At 69.9% G+C, this 13,389-nt stretch carries 13 protein-coding genes; 3 read left to right on the plus strand and 10 right to left on the minus strand.

What is annotated here, in order from left to right; all coding sequences use genetic code 11:
• Positions 1–13: 13 nt before the first annotated feature.
• On the plus strand, positions 14–193 hold the full coding sequence (locus M2351_RS09965) for a hypothetical protein (protein WP_264655942.1): 180 nt from the start codon (positions 14–16) through the stop codon (positions 191–193).
• 28 nt (positions 194–221) lie between these two features.
• A complete protein-coding gene (locus M2351_RS09970; protein WP_264655943.1) occupies positions 222–422 on the plus strand; it encodes a hypothetical protein in 201 nt (66 codons plus the stop codon).
• A gap of 6 nt (positions 423–428) precedes the next feature.
• Here the strand turns inward: M2351_RS09970 and M2351_RS09975 are convergent, their stop codons facing one another.
• Both M2351_RS09975 and M2351_RS09980 read right to left on the minus strand, forming a co-directional pair.
• Positions 429–1,319, minus strand: a complete 891-nt coding sequence (locus M2351_RS09975) for a DMT family transporter (protein ID WP_264655944.1) — start codon at positions 1,317–1,319, stop codon at positions 429–431.
• 52 nt (positions 1,320–1,371) lie between these two features.
• On the minus strand, positions 1,372–2,307 hold the full coding sequence (locus M2351_RS09980; RefSeq protein ID WP_264655945.1) for a DMT family transporter: 936 nt from the start codon (positions 2,305–2,307) through the stop codon (positions 1,372–1,374).
• Between the two features lie 316 nt (positions 2,308–2,623).
• On the opposite strand from M2351_RS09980, the gene M2351_RS09985 reads away from it, so the two are divergent.
• Positions 2,624–4,708: a phytoene desaturase family protein gene (locus tag M2351_RS09985; protein WP_264655946.1), complete on the plus strand. Its 2,085-nt coding sequence runs from the start codon at positions 2,624–2,626 to the stop codon at positions 4,706–4,708.
• 120 nt (positions 4,709–4,828) lie between these two features.
• On the opposite strand, the gene deoA is transcribed toward M2351_RS09985, so the two are convergent.
• The 8 genes from deoA to M2351_RS10025 form a co-directional block, all read right to left on the minus strand.
• Positions 4,829–6,151, minus strand: coding sequence for a thymidine phosphorylase (gene deoA, locus M2351_RS09990; protein WP_264655947.1), 1,323 nt, complete (start codon positions 6,149–6,151; stop codon positions 4,829–4,831).
• A gap of 39 nt (positions 6,152–6,190) precedes the next feature.
• Positions 6,191–7,021: a deoxyribose-phosphate aldolase gene (gene deoC / locus M2351_RS09995; RefSeq protein WP_264655948.1), complete on the minus strand. Its 831-nt coding sequence runs from the start codon at positions 7,019–7,021 to the stop codon at positions 6,191–6,193.
• Positions 7,018–7,851 carry a purine-nucleoside phosphorylase gene (locus tag M2351_RS10000; protein WP_264655949.1) on the minus strand — a complete coding sequence of 278 codons (834 nt, stop codon included), beginning with the start codon at positions 7,849–7,851 and terminating at the stop codon, positions 7,018–7,020. Before M2351_RS10000 ends, deoC begins: the two co-directional genes overlap by 4 nt.
• Positions 7,852–7,863: 12 nt before the next feature.
• Positions 7,864–8,286 (minus strand): cytidine deaminase, encoded by a 423-nt coding sequence (cdd, locus tag M2351_RS10005; RefSeq protein WP_264655950.1) that lies wholly within the window; start codon positions 8,284–8,286, stop codon positions 7,864–7,866.
• Entirely contained in the window at positions 8,286–9,260 is a 975-nt protein-coding gene (locus M2351_RS10010) for an ABC transporter permease (RefSeq protein ID WP_264655951.1), read from the minus strand. The genes cdd and M2351_RS10010 overlap by 1 nt, the downstream gene beginning before the upstream one ends.
• Position 9,261: 1 nt before the next feature.
• Positions 9,262–10,416: an ABC transporter permease gene (locus M2351_RS10015; protein WP_264655952.1), complete on the minus strand. Its 1,155-nt coding sequence runs from the start codon at positions 10,414–10,416 to the stop codon at positions 9,262–9,264.
• A 133-nt stretch (positions 10,417–10,549) separates the two neighbouring features.
• Complete coding sequence (locus M2351_RS10020) at positions 10,550–12,103, minus strand: ABC transporter ATP-binding protein (RefSeq protein WP_264655953.1); 1,554 nt, start codon at positions 12,101–12,103, stop codon at positions 10,550–10,552.
• Positions 12,104–12,246: 143 nt separating this feature from the next.
• Entirely contained in the window at positions 12,247–13,257 is a 1,011-nt protein-coding gene (locus M2351_RS10025; protein WP_406567374.1) for a BMP family lipoprotein, read from the minus strand.
• Between the last annotated feature and the right edge of the window lie 132 nt (positions 13,258–13,389).

Below are 13,389 nucleotides of genomic sequence, written 5' to 3' on the forward strand. Positions count from 1 at the left end.
CAGGGATGCTCCCATGCCGGACGGCCGCACCGAACACGACCGCATCACCAACCTCGCTATCCAGGTCGAGCACTACGCGCACGCGACCAACACGGAGTTGCGTGCCCTGCGCCAGGGGCAGGAGCGACTGGAAGGCCGCATGGGGCGCCTTGGGGAAGGGCAGGATCGGCTGGAAGGCCGTGGACCGGCTTGAGGAAGGCCAGGAGCGGCTGGAAGGTCGCATGGACCGCCTTGAGGAAGGACAGCAGCAGCTGCGCGTTGAAGTCAACGAGCTGAAGATGGACGTCAAGGAGTTGAAGACGGATGTCGCCCAACTGAAGGTTGACGTCAGCGACCTGCGCGATGGGCAGAAGCAGATGCAGGAAGCCATGAACGAGAACTTCCGGCAGCTGTTCGTCATTCTCAACACCCACCAGGGCTGACGCCGCTCAGCCACCGCGGCGCATCGTCTCCCGGTGCAGGATGTAGAGGCCGCTGGCGATGATGATGCCGGCCCCTGCCAAGACGGCCGGGGTGGGCAGATCCCCGAACACCAGGAAGCCGAACAGCGTCGCCCAGATCATCCCCGTGTACTCGAACGGCGCGACCACGGCGGCTCGCCCCAATCGGAAGGCCTGGGTGATCAGCACCTGCGCCACCCCGCCCAGGGTCCCGACCAAAAGCATCAGGCCGACGTGGTTCCAGTCCGGCGCCACCCAAACCGGCACCGCCGCGATCCCGCTGACCGCCGTCGTGGTCAGCAGCAGGTAGACGACGATCGCCGTGTTGGTTTCCGTCCGGGACAGGCCGCGCACCGCGATCATGGCCAGCGCGTAGAAGAAGGCGGCCGCCACACCCACCAGGATGGGCAACATGGGCGCGTCCGCCTCCGGCCGCGCCATCACGACCACACCACCAAACCCCACCAGCACCGCGGCCCAACGGCGCCAGCCCACGGGCTCCCCCAACAGCGGCATGGACAGGGCGGTGATGAACAGCGGCCCCGCGAAGCTGAGGACATAGACCTCGGCCAGCGGCAGGTGCTTGAAGGCGAAGAAGAAGCAGCCCATCGACAGCAGGCCGGCGAAGGACCGCCCGACATGGGCGAGCGGGCGCCGGGTGCGCAGGCTGTCCCAGCCGTTGCGGGCCAACGACACGCCGCCGACCAGCGCCAGCGCCACGGCCGACCGCACGAACATCAGCTGCGCGACGGGGAAATCGACGCTGAGACGCTTGATCAGCGTGTCCATGCCCGCGAACAGCAGGATGGACAGCAGGAAGCACCCGATGGCGGTGCGGGTGTCGTCGTCGGCAATGGGAAGGGCGTCGGCTCGGCTCATCGCTGCACATTATCTGAGCAGCAGGCGCCAAGCCCAATGCCGCAACCGCAGGTCAGGCCCGCGCAGCCCTTCCGGAGCGCAGGGCAAGGCCACTGCCCATCACGATCAGCGTGCCGACGAGCGTGTCCCAGCCCGGCCCTTCCCCGAACAGCAGCGCGCCGAACAGCACCGCCCACGCCATCGAGCTGTAGGACAGCGGTGCCAGCACGGCGGCGGGGACCAGCCGGTAGGCCTGAGTCATGGCCAATTGCGCCGCGGTGCAGAGCAGGCCGGCCGCGGCCATGCCCACGAGGCCGACCGCGTCGGGCCAGACGAAATCCGGCAGCATCAGCGCGCCGCCCAGCACGCCGCAGGCAAGCGTGAAGTAGGCGACGATTGTGGCGTTGTGCTCCGTCCGTGCCAGCCGGCGCACGCAGATGGTGGCGAGCGCGCTGCACAGCGTCCCCGCCACGCACAGCAGCGCCATGCCCGACAACGCGCCGTCCCCCGGCTTCAGCATCACCAGCACGCCAAGGAAACCGACCACCACCGCCACCCAATGCCGCCGGCACACGGATTCGCCCAGCAAGGGGGCCGACAGGGCGGTGACGAACAGCGGGCCGGCGAAGCTGATCGCGTAGACGTCTGCGAAGGGCATGCCGGAGAAGGCCATGATGAAGCAAAACACCGACAGCGCCCCGACGGCCGACCGGACCAGATGCGCCGCCGGCCGGCGGGTGGCGAGCACGCCCCACCCGCCCGCGCGCGCCAGGACGACGGCGAGCGGGATGGCCGAGAACAGCGAGCGGAAGAACATCACCTCGGTCGCGGGAAAGCGGACCGTCAGGGTCTTCTGAACCACGTCCATCATGGCGAACAGCAGCAGGGAGCACAGCATCCAGGCCACCCCGCGCCGCAGCGGACTCCACCGCTCCGGCCAGACCAGCGCACGGGTAGACGCGGGCAAGGGTGCGGGAAGCGCGCCAGCGAGCGCGGTGTCCGTGGTCATGGGGCAAACCGGGAATGATGGTTGGCGGTCATAGGCCTTTTAGACGAATGCCCGTGATCGGCGGGTGCGAAGCATCACCGCCCCCGATTTGTCCCGCATGGCCCAGCACAACGGTGGGTTTTCCCCGTGTCACGCCCCTGCAAGTCGCGCTTCGCGAAACGACGGAACAGGCGCAAAGCGGCGATTTTGCGTAGAAACCCAGGCGTTTCGCGGAACTGCGCTGGCCCGCGCGGCCGCCGCGGGCAGTCTGTCGGCCATCACCTTGCCCACCATCACCTTGCCCAACGACGCATTCACGCACGGCGAAGGCCCGACCATGACCGTTTCAACCCCCGTCCGCATCGTCCTCGGCTTCTCTCCCTGGATCGCCTTCGGCGCGCTCCAACCGCTCAGCGGCCTGTGGCCGTCTCTCAGCGCGCTTGGCATCAGCCTCGGCCTCTGTGCCCTCGACCGTCGGCGCGGGTCGCTGAAGGCGCCGGAGCTGGTGGCCGCCGCCTTCTTCGCAATTCTCCCGGCCTGCGGGGCGCTGGGCTGGTCCTGGCCCGCGGAGAACATCGGCCTCGTGATCCATCTCGTCCTGGCCGCCATGGCCTTCGGCGGCATCGCGCTCGGCGTTCCCTTCACGCTGCAATACGCCCGCGAGGAGATGCCGCGGGAGTACTGGCACCTGCCGCAATTCGTCGCCATCAACTCGGTCATCACGGCGGTGTGGGGCGTGATCTTCCTGGTCGGCGCCGCGGCCTTCTGGATCGCCCCGCCCTACGCCCCGGCGATCGGTTCGGTCGCCGCCGTGGCCGGTATCCTGGTGAACCGCCGCCTGCCCGACCGGCTGATCAAGCGCGCCATCACGAAGCAGCTGGCCGCACGGGAGCCCTTCAATTGGCCGGCGCCGGCCGTGATCGGCGCGAAGGACCGTGATTTCGACCGCGACGTGGTGGTCGTCGGCGCCGGCATCGGCGGGCTGACCGCCGCCGCCCTGCTGGCGGAGGCCGGCGCGCGCGTCACGGTGCTGGAGGCGCACGACCGGCCCGGCGGCTTCTGCAGCAGCTGGGACCGCAGGGTCCGCCTCGCCGACGGCTCCGTCGGGCGGTTCGTCTTCGACGCCGGCGTACACGACATCAGCGGCGCGCGGCCCGACGGGCCAGTCGGGCACCTGCTGCGCACCGTCGGTGCTGCGGAGCGCGTCACTTGGCAGCCGGTGACCCGCGGCGTCCTGATGGGCGACCGGTTCCGCCTCCTCCCCGGCGAAGCAGACGACCTGGTCGCCATGGTCGCCGCCGAGCATCCGGGCAGTGCCAAGGGGGTCGCGGCCTTCATGGCGGTGATGCGCGGTGTCTACCGCGACCTGTTCCTGGACTGCGGGACCACCGGCCTGCCCCATATCCCACGCACGGTGGATGCCATGCGCGCCTACCCCCGGACCTGCCCGCACGCCTTCCGCTGGCGCGACACCGGCTTCCTGGCGATGCTGGAGCAGTTCGTGCCCGACGAGGGTGCCCGCCGGCTGCTCGCCAGCCTCACGCCCTACCTGTCGGACCGGCCGGAGACCCTGCGCGTCGGCCAGATGGCGCCAATCTTCGGCTATTTCTTCGACGGCGGCGTCTATCCGCAGGGCGGGTCGCAACGTCTGGCCGACGCCCTTGCCGACAGCATCCGCGACAAGGGCGGTGACGTCCTGCTGCGCACCCCCGCTGCCCGCATCCTGGTGGAAGGCGGCCGGGCCGCGGGAGTCCAGACCGCGGAGGGACGGCGCATCGCCGCCCCGGCGGTGATCTCCAACGCCGACGTTCGCCGCACCATGCTGGAGCTGGTCGGGACCGAGCATCTGCCGGACGACTACGCCGCGCGTTGCCGGGCGTTGCGCCCATCCACCTCCGGCTTCATGGTGACGCTGGCGCTCGACGTGGTGCCGGACCTGCCGGCCATGTCCTTCCTGACGGAGGAGAGCATGGCCATCGCCCTGCCGTCGGCCCACGACCTTTCGCTGGCGCCGCAGGGCTGCGCGGCGGTGTCCCTGATCAAGCTCGCGCCCGCGGAGGATGGCTGGAACCGCGAGGCACCGGACTACCGCGCCCGCAAGGAGCGGGAGGGCGACGCGATGATCGCCGCGGCCCGGCGCCTGATCCCCGACCTGGACCGCCACATCCTGCAGCGCCAGGACGCCAGCGCCGCCACCTTCGCCCGCTACGCCCACACGACGGGCGGCGCCATCTACGGCGTCGACCCGACACAGGGCCCCCTGCCCTGCAAGACGCCGGTCCCCGGCCTCTGCCTCGCCGGCGGCGGCGTCTATCCCGGGCCCGGCGTGGAGGCCTGCGTCATCTCCGGCGGCCTCGCCGCGGAGGCGCTGGCCGGGCCGACCGGGGCGCGCCGTCCGGCTGAGGAGCTTTGCGCGGCGTAGCCGTGTTGGAAGGATTCACCACCAAGACACCAAGGCACCAAGAGGTCCTTACGGCGCGGTCGCATCGTCTCCGGCCGGCGCTACCCACTTGGTGTCTTGGTGCCTTGGTGGTGAAAAACGTTACCGCCCGATCCGCTCGGCGATCAGCGGCCCGGCCACCGGGGCCGTGTCGGCGACGGTGAAGGCGCGGCGCAGCAGGATGGTCGCCTGCTCCACCTGGGCCTCGCTGCGGGCGTGGACCAGGGCGAGCGGCCGGTTGGCCGGCCCGACCGCGGCGCCCAGGCCGGCCACGTCGGCCAAGCCCACCGCGAAGTCGATGGGGTCGGTCGTCTTGGTCCGCCCGCCGCCCAGCGCGACCACGGCGATGCCGACCGCACGGGTGTCGATGGCGGCCACCACGCCCGCGCGCTCCGGATAGACCGGGCGGACGATGGGAGCGGCGTCCAGGTAGCGGTCGGGCGCTTCCAGCAGGTCGGCCGGGCCGCCCAGCGCCTGCACCATGCGGGCGAAGCGATCCGCCGCCCGCCCGCTCGCGATGGCTTCGTCGAACATCGCGCGGCCTGCGGTGGCGTCGGGCGCCAGCTTGGCGAGCGCCAGCAGTTCCGCCCCCAGCGCCGCGGTGACCTCGTACAGGCGCGGCTCCGCCTTGCCGCCGCGCAGGATGTCGATGCATTCCCGCATCTCCAGCGCGTTGCCGGCGGTCAGGCCCAGCACCTCGTTCATGTCGGTCATCAGCGCGACGGTGGGCAGGCCGGCGCCTTCCGCCACCGTGACGATGCTCTCCGCCAGTTCCCGCGCCTTGGCGTAGTCGGGCAGGAAGGCACCGGAGCCGAACTTGACGTCCATCACCAGCGCGTCGAGCCCGGCCGCCAGCTTCTTCGACAGGATCGAGGAGGTGAGCAGGTGGATCGTCTCCACCGTCCCCGTGACGTCGCGGATGGCGTAGAGGCGGCGGTCGGCCGGCGCGATGTCGTCGGTGGCGCCGATGACCGCGCAGCCGACCTCCTTGACGACCTTTTCCAGCAGCGCCCGGTCGGGCTTGGCGCGGTAGCCGGGGATGCTCTCGAACTTGTCCAGCGTGCCACCGGTATGGCCGAGCCCGCGGCCGGAGACCATCGGCACGAAGCCGCCGCAGGCCGCCAGCGCCGGAGCGAGGATAAGGCTGGTCTTGTCGCCGACGCCGCCAGTCGAATGCTTGTCGACCACCGGTCCGGGAAGGTCCAGATGGTCCCAGCGCAGGACGTTGCCGGAGTTCCGCATCGCCAGCGTCAGGGCGACGCGCTCGTCCAGATCCATGCCCTGGAAGAAGATGGCCATGGCGAAGGCCGCCGCCTGCCCTTCCGTGACGGAGCCGTCGGTGATGCCCTGCACGAAGGCATCGATCTCGGCGGCGTCGAGGCGCGCGCCGTCGCGCTTCTTGCGAATCAGTTCCTGGGGAAGCATGCGGAGTCCGTGTTGTGCCGGGCTATCAAGGGTTGCCCATCAATAGCCTGCCGTCGCCGGCACGGCCACCGTGTCGTCGCCCTTGCCCCCATGGCCGCTCGCCGCCAGAAGCGAGTCGAGCAGGCTCGATGCGCCGAAGCGGAAGGTCTTCGGCGTCGCCCAGCCCTTGCCCTGGAGCTGGTCGGCCAGCGCCAGGAAGGCCGCCGCGCCGGCCGCGTCGCGGATGCCGCCGGCGGCCTTGAATCCCACCGTCCGGCCCGATTCGTGGATGACGTGCAGCAGCAGCGTCGCCGCCTCCAGCGTCGCGGCCGGCTGCACCTTGCCGGTGGAGGTCTTCAGGAAGTCGGCGCCCGCCGCGATGCTGTCGCGCGCCGCCCAGGCCAGCAGGTCCGGGTCGGGGAAGCAGCCGGACTCCAGGATCACCTTCATGGTCACATCCGGCCCGCAGGCGTCGCGGCAGGCGCGGATCACGCTCATCGGCTGGGTGCGGGCGCCGTCGATGAAGGCCTTGTAAGGCAGCACCACGTCGATCTCGTGCGCGCCGTCCTTCACCGCGGCCTTCGTCTCCGCCGCCACCGATGGGGCGTCGGATTCCCCCTTGGGAAAGTTCACGACCGTGGCGATCTTCACGCCCGAGCCCTTCAGGGCCTTGCGCGCGGTCTTCACGAAGCGCGGCCAGATGCACACGGCGGCCACCGTGCCGGCCGGCGTCACCGCCCGCTTGCACAGGGCGTCCACCCGATCCTCGGTGTCGTCGTCGTTCAGGCTCGTCAGGTCGAGCAGGCCGATGGCGCGTGCGGCGAGCTTCGCGTCGGCCTTCGCGGCCGCGGCGGTGTCGAGCGCCTGTTGCAGGTCGGCGGGGAGTTTCATGGCCGGCGTCCGTCCTCTTCGTTCAGCCCTTCCAGAAAGCCGACCAGCAGCCGCTCCAGGTCGGAGGCGGCGGCCGAGGCGGCCCGCAACGTCTGGTCATGGTCCACCGGCCCGTCGCCGAGCCCCACGCCCAGATTGGTGATGACCGCGCATCCCGCGACCCGCAGGCCGCAATGGCGCGCGATGATGCATTCCGGGACGGTCGACATGCCGACGGCGTCCGCACCCAGAACCTTCAACATTCGGACCTCGGCGGGCGTCTCGAAGGACGGACCGGGATAGGCGGCGTAGACGCCCTCCACCAGGTCGATGTTCTGCTCCAGCGCCTTGCGGCGCATCAGCGCGCGCAGATCCGGGTCCCAGGCGTCGGTCATGCTGGGAAAGCGCGGGCCGAAGCTGTCCTCGTTCGGCCCGGTCAGCGGGTTGGCGCCCAGCAGGTTCAGGTGGTCGGAGATGGCCATCAGCCGGCCCGGCCCGACCTCCACCCGCAGGGACCCCGCGGCGCAGGTCAGCACCAGCGTGTCGCAGCCGGCGAGCTTCAGCGCGCGGATCGCCGTCTTCAGCGCATCGAACCCGTTGCCCTCGTAGGCGTGGACGCGGCCCTGCATGCAGGCGACGGGCTGCCCGCCCAGCTGTCCCATGACGAGGCGGCCGGCGTGGCCCTCCACGCTCGGCACCGGGAAGCCGTCCAGGTCGCGGTAGGAGACGGCGATGGCGTCCCCGATCCGGTCGGCGAGCCCGCCGAGGCCGGAGCCCAGCACGATCCCCACCCGGGGCCGGAAGCCGGCGGCCCGGTGCAGGATTTCCGCGGCGGCGCGTGCGGCGGTCATGGCAGTCGGTCCTTAAAAGTCCAGGTTATCGGGGCCGAACGAATGCGGCAGCAGCTCGCCGAGCGTAAACGTGCGACGCAGCCCCTCCGGTCCGCAAACATGAATTTGCGTCTCGGGCGCGGCGAACTCGCGCAGCCGCTGGCGGCAACCGCCGCAGGGCGTGCAGAGGATGCCGTCGTCGGGTTTTCCGCCCATCACGACGATCTCGCGGATCTTGCGGTCGCCGCCGACGACCATCGCGCCGATGGCCGAGGCCTCGGCGCACTGTCCCTGCGGATAGGCGGCGTTTTCCACGTTGCCCCCGGCGTAGACCCGGCCGGACTCGCCCAGGATCGCCGCCCCTACGGAAAAGCGCGAATAGGGGGCGTAGGCCTTGCCCATGGCCTCGCGCGCCGCATCGATAAGGTCGGTTAAAAGGCTGTTCGGGTCGGACATCACCGTTCCTTCACGTACGGAATGCCGCTGGCCTTGGGCGCCACCGCCTTGCCGACGAAGCCGGCGAGGAGGAGCACGGTAAGGACATAGGGCAGCATTTGGATGAATTGTACGGGTATAACGCCGACCACCGGCAGAGGTACGCCTTGCAAGCGGACCTGCACCGCGTCGGTGAAGGCGAACAGCAGGCAGGCGAACAGGGTCGGCCAGGGCCGCCACTTGCCGAAGATCAGCGCCGCCAGCGCCAGATAGCCCTTGCCCGCCGTCATGTCGCGCACGAATCCGGCGCCGTGCGCGGTGGACAGGTAGGCGCCCGCCACCCCCGTCAGCACGCCGGTGATGATCACCGCCTGATAGCGAAGCTTCGTCACGGAGATGCCCGCCGTGTCCACCGCCGCCGGGCTTTCCCCCACGGCGCGCAGGCGCAGCCCGAAGCGCGTGCGGGTCAGCACCCACTGCGTCGCGACCACCACCAGGACGGTCAGCCAGATCAGCACGTTGGCGTCGTCGAAAATCTCCCGGTAGATCGGGCCGACGATGGGGATGGGGGACAGCGCCTCCACACCCGGCAGGTGGATCTGCGGCAGCCTTGCGGAGGCCGGCAGCAGCGGGGTCTGCCCGCCCTGGTGGAACCAGGCGTAAGCCAGCGTCGGGGCCAGCCCGGCGACCAGGATGTTGATCGCCATGCCGGAGACGACTTGGTTGCCGTTGTGGGTGATGCAGGCGAAGCCGTGCACCAGCGACAGCGCCACCGAGGCCGCGACGGCGGCGAGCAGGCCGAGCCAGGGATTGCCGGTGCTGGAGGCGACGGCGGCGGCGAAGAAGGCGCCGGCCAGCATCTTGCCCTCCAGCCCGATGTCGACCACGCCCGCCCGCTCCCCGTAGAGCGCGGCGAAGGCGGCGAGCACAAGCGGGGTCGCCACGCGGATGGTGGCGTCGACCAGCAGAATGACGGCCAGGAAGACCTCGTCCATGTCAGGCCCTCCCCTCGTTGCGCGTGCCCTCGTTCTTTTTGGGGGGCCTGCGGAACAGCGCCTCAACCTGCGGCTTGAACAGGTTTTCCAGCGCGCCGGCGAACAGGATGACGAGTCCCTGGATGACCATCACCAGCTCGCGGTTCACCGTGGGATACTCAAAGGACACCTGACCGCCCCCCTGCGCCAGCATGCCGAACAGCAAAGCGGCCAGGATGATCCCCAGGGGATGGTTGCGCCCCATCAGCGCCACGGCGATGCCGACGAAACCGACCCCGCCGGTGAAGTTCAGCAACAGGCGGTGCTGCACGCCCAAAATCTCGTTCACCCCGACGAAGCCGGCCAGCGCGCCGGAGATCAGCATGGCGAGCACGATGTTCCGCGACGGCGAGATGCCGGCGTAGACCGCCGCGCGCTCGTTCTGGCCCACGGTGCGGATCTCGTAGCCCCAGCGGGTGCGCCACAGGAACAGGTAGAACAGCGCGCAGCAGGCCAGCGCCCAGGCGAAGGACAGGTTCAGCGGCGAGGGCGCCACCTCGATTCCGATCCAGCCCAGCGCCCGGTCCATGGAGGGCAGCCATGTGCCCGGGTCGAACTCCCGCGTTTCCGGCGACTGCTGGCCCGGCTTGATCAGCACGTCGACCAGCAGGTAGGTCATGATGGAGGCGGCGATGAAGTTGAACATGATCGTCGTGATGACGATGTGGCTGCCGCGCCTGGCCTGCAGCCAACCGGGGATCCAGGCCCAGGCGGCGCCGAACAGAGCCGAGACGAGGACGGCGGCCACCGCGACCACCGGCCAGGGCCAGCCGGTCATCGCCAGCCCGACCAGCCCGGCCCCGAGCCCGCCCATGTAGGCTTGCCCCTCCCCGCCGATGTTGAACAGGCCGCAGTGGAAGGCGACGGCGACGGCCAGCCCGGTGAAGATGTAGCTGGTGGTGTAGTACAGGGTGTAGCCGATGGCCTCCGGATAGCCCACCGCCTCCGTCACCATCAGCGCCAGCACGTCCAGCGGGTTCTCCCCGATCACCAGGATGACCAGCCCGGACAGGACGAAGGCCGCCAGCAGGTTCAGCAGGGGCAGCAGCGCGTAATTGACCCAGCCGGGCACCTCCCCCGGCATGCCGAACCCCTTCCCCGCCATTCCTCGCGCCATTCAGGCTCCATCCTTCGGACGTGTGCGTGCCCGCGTGCGTGTGCAACGCGAACCGCCCAGGAAGGTGCCCCGGCGCGCGGCCCAGCGCAAGCGCGACCGCGGTGGAGGATACCGGCGGGGATCAACGACGACCTCAGGTCGCCGCCTCCACCCCAGCCATCATCAGACCCATGCGACGCTCGTCAGCGTCCTGCGGCGCGACCTCGCCCATCAGGCGGCCGTCGAACATCACCAGGATGCGGTCGGACAGGCTGACGATCTCGTCCAGCTCCACCGAGACCAGCAGGATCGCCTTGCCTTCGTCGCGTAGGCGCACAAGCCGTTTATGGATGAACTCGATGGCGCCGATGTCCACGCCGCGGGTCGGTTGGCCGACCAGAAGCAGGTCGGGGTTCCGCTCGATCTCGCGGGCAAGCACGATCTTCTGCTGGTTGCCGCCGGAGAAGTTGGCGGCGCGCAGACGCGCGTCGCGCGGGCGCACGTCGTAGGCCTCCATCTCCGCCTCGCAGCGGGACAGCACGGCGGCGCGATCCATCAGGACGCGGCCGTTGTAAGCCTGATCGTCGTGGTGGCCGAGGATGGCGTTCTCCCGCGCCTCGAAGCTGGTGATCAGGCCGACCTTCTGCCGGTCCTCCGGCACATGGCCGACGCGCAGCCCCCGCAGCGCCTTCGCGTTGAACAGGCCCGGCCGGTCGGCCAGTTCCTCCCCGCGCAGGCGCACGGAACCGCCGGCGACGGGCCGCATCCCAGCCAGCGCCTCCAGCAGCTCCGACTGGCCGTTGCCGGACACGCCGGCAATGCCGACGATCTCGCCCGCACGAACCGAAAATCCGACGCCCTTCACCCGCTCCACGCCGCTGCCGTCGCGCACGGTCAGGCCCGACACCTCCAGCACCACGGGGCCGGGCCGGGCCGGTGCCTTCTCCACCCGCAGCAGCACCTTGCGGCCGACCATCAGTTCCGCCAGCTGCTCCTTGCTGGTCTCGGCCGTGCGGACGTTCGCCACCACCTCGCCCCGGCGCATGACCGTGACGTTGTCGGTCAGCTCCATGATCTCGCGGAGCTTGTGGGTGATGATGACGATGGTCTTTCCCTGCTCGCGCAGCGCGCGCAGGATGCGGAACAGGTGGTCGGTCTCCTGTGGGGTCAGGACGCCCGTGGGCTCGTCCAGGATCAGGATGTCGGCGCCGCGGTAGAGCGCCTTCAGGATCTCAACGCGCTGCTGCGCGCCCACCGGCAGCTCGCCGACCGGGCGGTCGAGGTCCACCTCAAGCCCGTAGTCGCGGGCGAGCCGGACCAGCTCCGCCCGCGCCCGCTCCATCCCCGCGGCCAGCGTCACGCCCCCCTCGGCGCCCAGCAGCACGTTCTCCAGGACGGTGAAGGGATCGACCAGCATGAAGTGCTGGTGGACCATGCCGACGCCGGCGGCCAGCGCGTCGCGCGGGCTCTTCACCGCGACGGGGCGGCCGTCCACCAGGATCGCGCCGCTGTCGGCGGGCAGGTAGCCGTAGACGATGCTCATGATCGTCGACTTGCCGGCCCCGTTCTCGCCGATCACGCCGTGGATGGTGCCCTTCGGCACGGCCAGCGACACGTCGCGGTTGGCGTGGTTGGCGCCGAACCACTTGTTCACCCCGCGGGTTTCCAGGGCCGGTGGGGTTGGGGCGGTGGTGGGGGTGTCGGGCATGGAGGCTTCTTGATGTGTCGAACGGGATGCCCCCACCCCCCGCTTCGCGGGTCCCTCCCTCCCCCGCTGGGCGGGGGAGGGACAGGTTGCATAGTCCCCTCCCCCGCCCAGCGGGGGAGGGTTAGGATGGGGGTCCTGAGGGTTTACGGCTGATACGGCTTCACCTGCAGCTGCCCGGCGATGATCTGTTGCTTGGCTTCCTCGACCGCCTTTTCCATGTCCGGCGTGACGAGCTTGCGGTTGTTCTCGTCGAGCGCGTAGCCGACGCCCTCCTCCTTCAGGCCGACGACGCGGTGGCCGGCCTTCCAGCTGCCGTCCTTGGCGGTCTTCATGCAGTCGTAGACGGTGACGTCCACGCGCTTGACCATGGAGGTCAGGATGTGGCCCGGATGCACCCAGTTCTGGTTGCTGTCCACGCCGATGCCGAGCTTGCCGGAATCCACCGCAGCCTGGAGCACGCCGAGGCCGGTGGCGCCCGCCGCCGCGAAGACGATGTCGGCGCCGCGGCCGAACTGGCTCTTGGCCAGTTCCGCCCCGCGGGTCGGGTCGTTCCAGGCGGCCGGGGTGGTGCCGGTCATGTTGGTGATGACCTCGCCATCGGCCTTCACGTGTTTCACGCCCTGCTCGTAGCCGGTCAGGAAATTGCGGATCAGCGGGATGTCCATGCCGCCGACGAAGCCGACCTTGCCGGTCTTCGACGCCATCGCCGCCAGCATGCCGACGAGGTAGGAGCCCTCATGCTCCTTGAAGGTCACGGACTGGACGTTGGGCAGTTCCAGCTTGTCGTCGATCAGGCAGAACTTGGTGTTCGGGAACTCGCGGGACACCTTGTCCACCGCCGCGGTCTGCGAGAAACCGACCGCCGCGATCACCGATGCGCCGCGCCGGGCCATGTTGCGCATGGCCTGCTCGCGCTGACTCTCGTTGGTGATCTCGAACTCGCGGTAGGCGATGCCGGTTTCCTTCTTGAAGCGCTCCGCCCCGTTGTAGGCGGCCTCGTTGAAGGACTTGTCGAACTTGCCGCCCTGGTCGAACACGACGGCCGGCACGAACTCGTCGGCGCCCTGCGCCGGAGCTGCTAGGACCGCGGCACCGGTGGCCATTGAGAGGGCCAAGACCGAGTTGGCAAGAACCGCGAGGATACGCTTCGTCATTCTTCTTTCCCTTCCCTGTTCCTTCCGCCCGTTCGCCGGGTCCAGGACGCGCAGGATAGCCGGTCGTTCCACCGCACAACAGGGGAATTGCCGACGCATCCACACCCCCTGGCCACACCCCCAGGCCACAGC

Source organism: Azospirillum canadense, assembly GCF_025961225.1.
Classification (GTDB): Bacteria; Pseudomonadota; Alphaproteobacteria; order Azospirillales; family Azospirillaceae; genus Azospirillum; species Azospirillum canadense.

Coding starts and splice junctions, on each gene's coding strand:
- M2351_RS10015 (WP_264655952.1), bottom strand. CDS start 10,416: ATGGCGCGAGGAATGGCGGGGAAGGGGTTCGGCATGCCGGGGGAGGTG.
- cdd (WP_264655950.1), bottom strand. CDS start 8,286: ATGTCCGACCCGAACAGCCTTTTAACCGACCTTATCGATGCGGCGCGC.
- M2351_RS10000 (WP_264655949.1), bottom strand. CDS start 7,851: ATGACCGCCGCACGCGCCGCCGCGGAAATCCTGCACCGGGCCGCCGGC.
- M2351_RS09980 (WP_264655945.1), bottom strand. CDS start 2,307: ATGACCACGGACACCGCGCTCGCTGGCGCGCTTCCCGCACCCTTGCCC.
- M2351_RS10020 (WP_264655953.1), bottom strand. CDS start 12,103: ATGCCCGACACCCCCACCACCGCCCCAACCCCACCGGCCCTGGAAACC.
- deoA (WP_264655947.1), bottom strand. CDS start 6,151: ATGCTTCCCCAGGAACTGATTCGCAAGAAGCGCGACGGCGCGCGCCTC.
- M2351_RS09965 (WP_264655942.1), top strand. CDS start 14: ATGCCGGACGGCCGCACCGAACACGACCGCATCACCAACCTCGCTATC.
- deoC (WP_264655948.1), bottom strand. CDS start 7,021: ATGAAACTCCCCGCCGACCTGCAACAGGCGCTCGACACCGCCGCGGCC.
- M2351_RS09970 (WP_264655943.1), top strand. CDS start 222: ATGGACCGCCTTGAGGAAGGACAGCAGCAGCTGCGCGTTGAAGTCAAC.
- M2351_RS10010 (WP_264655951.1), bottom strand. CDS start 9,260: ATGGACGAGGTCTTCCTGGCCGTCATTCTGCTGGTCGACGCCACCATC.
- M2351_RS09975 (WP_264655944.1), bottom strand. CDS start 1,319: ATGAGCCGAGCCGACGCCCTTCCCATTGCCGACGACGACACCCGCACC.
- M2351_RS10025 (WP_406567374.1), bottom strand. CDS start 13,257: ATGACGAAGCGTATCCTCGCGGTTCTTGCCAACTCGGTCTTGGCCCTC.
- M2351_RS09985 (WP_264655946.1), top strand. CDS start 2,624: ATGACCGTTTCAACCCCCGTCCGCATCGTCCTCGGCTTCTCTCCCTGG.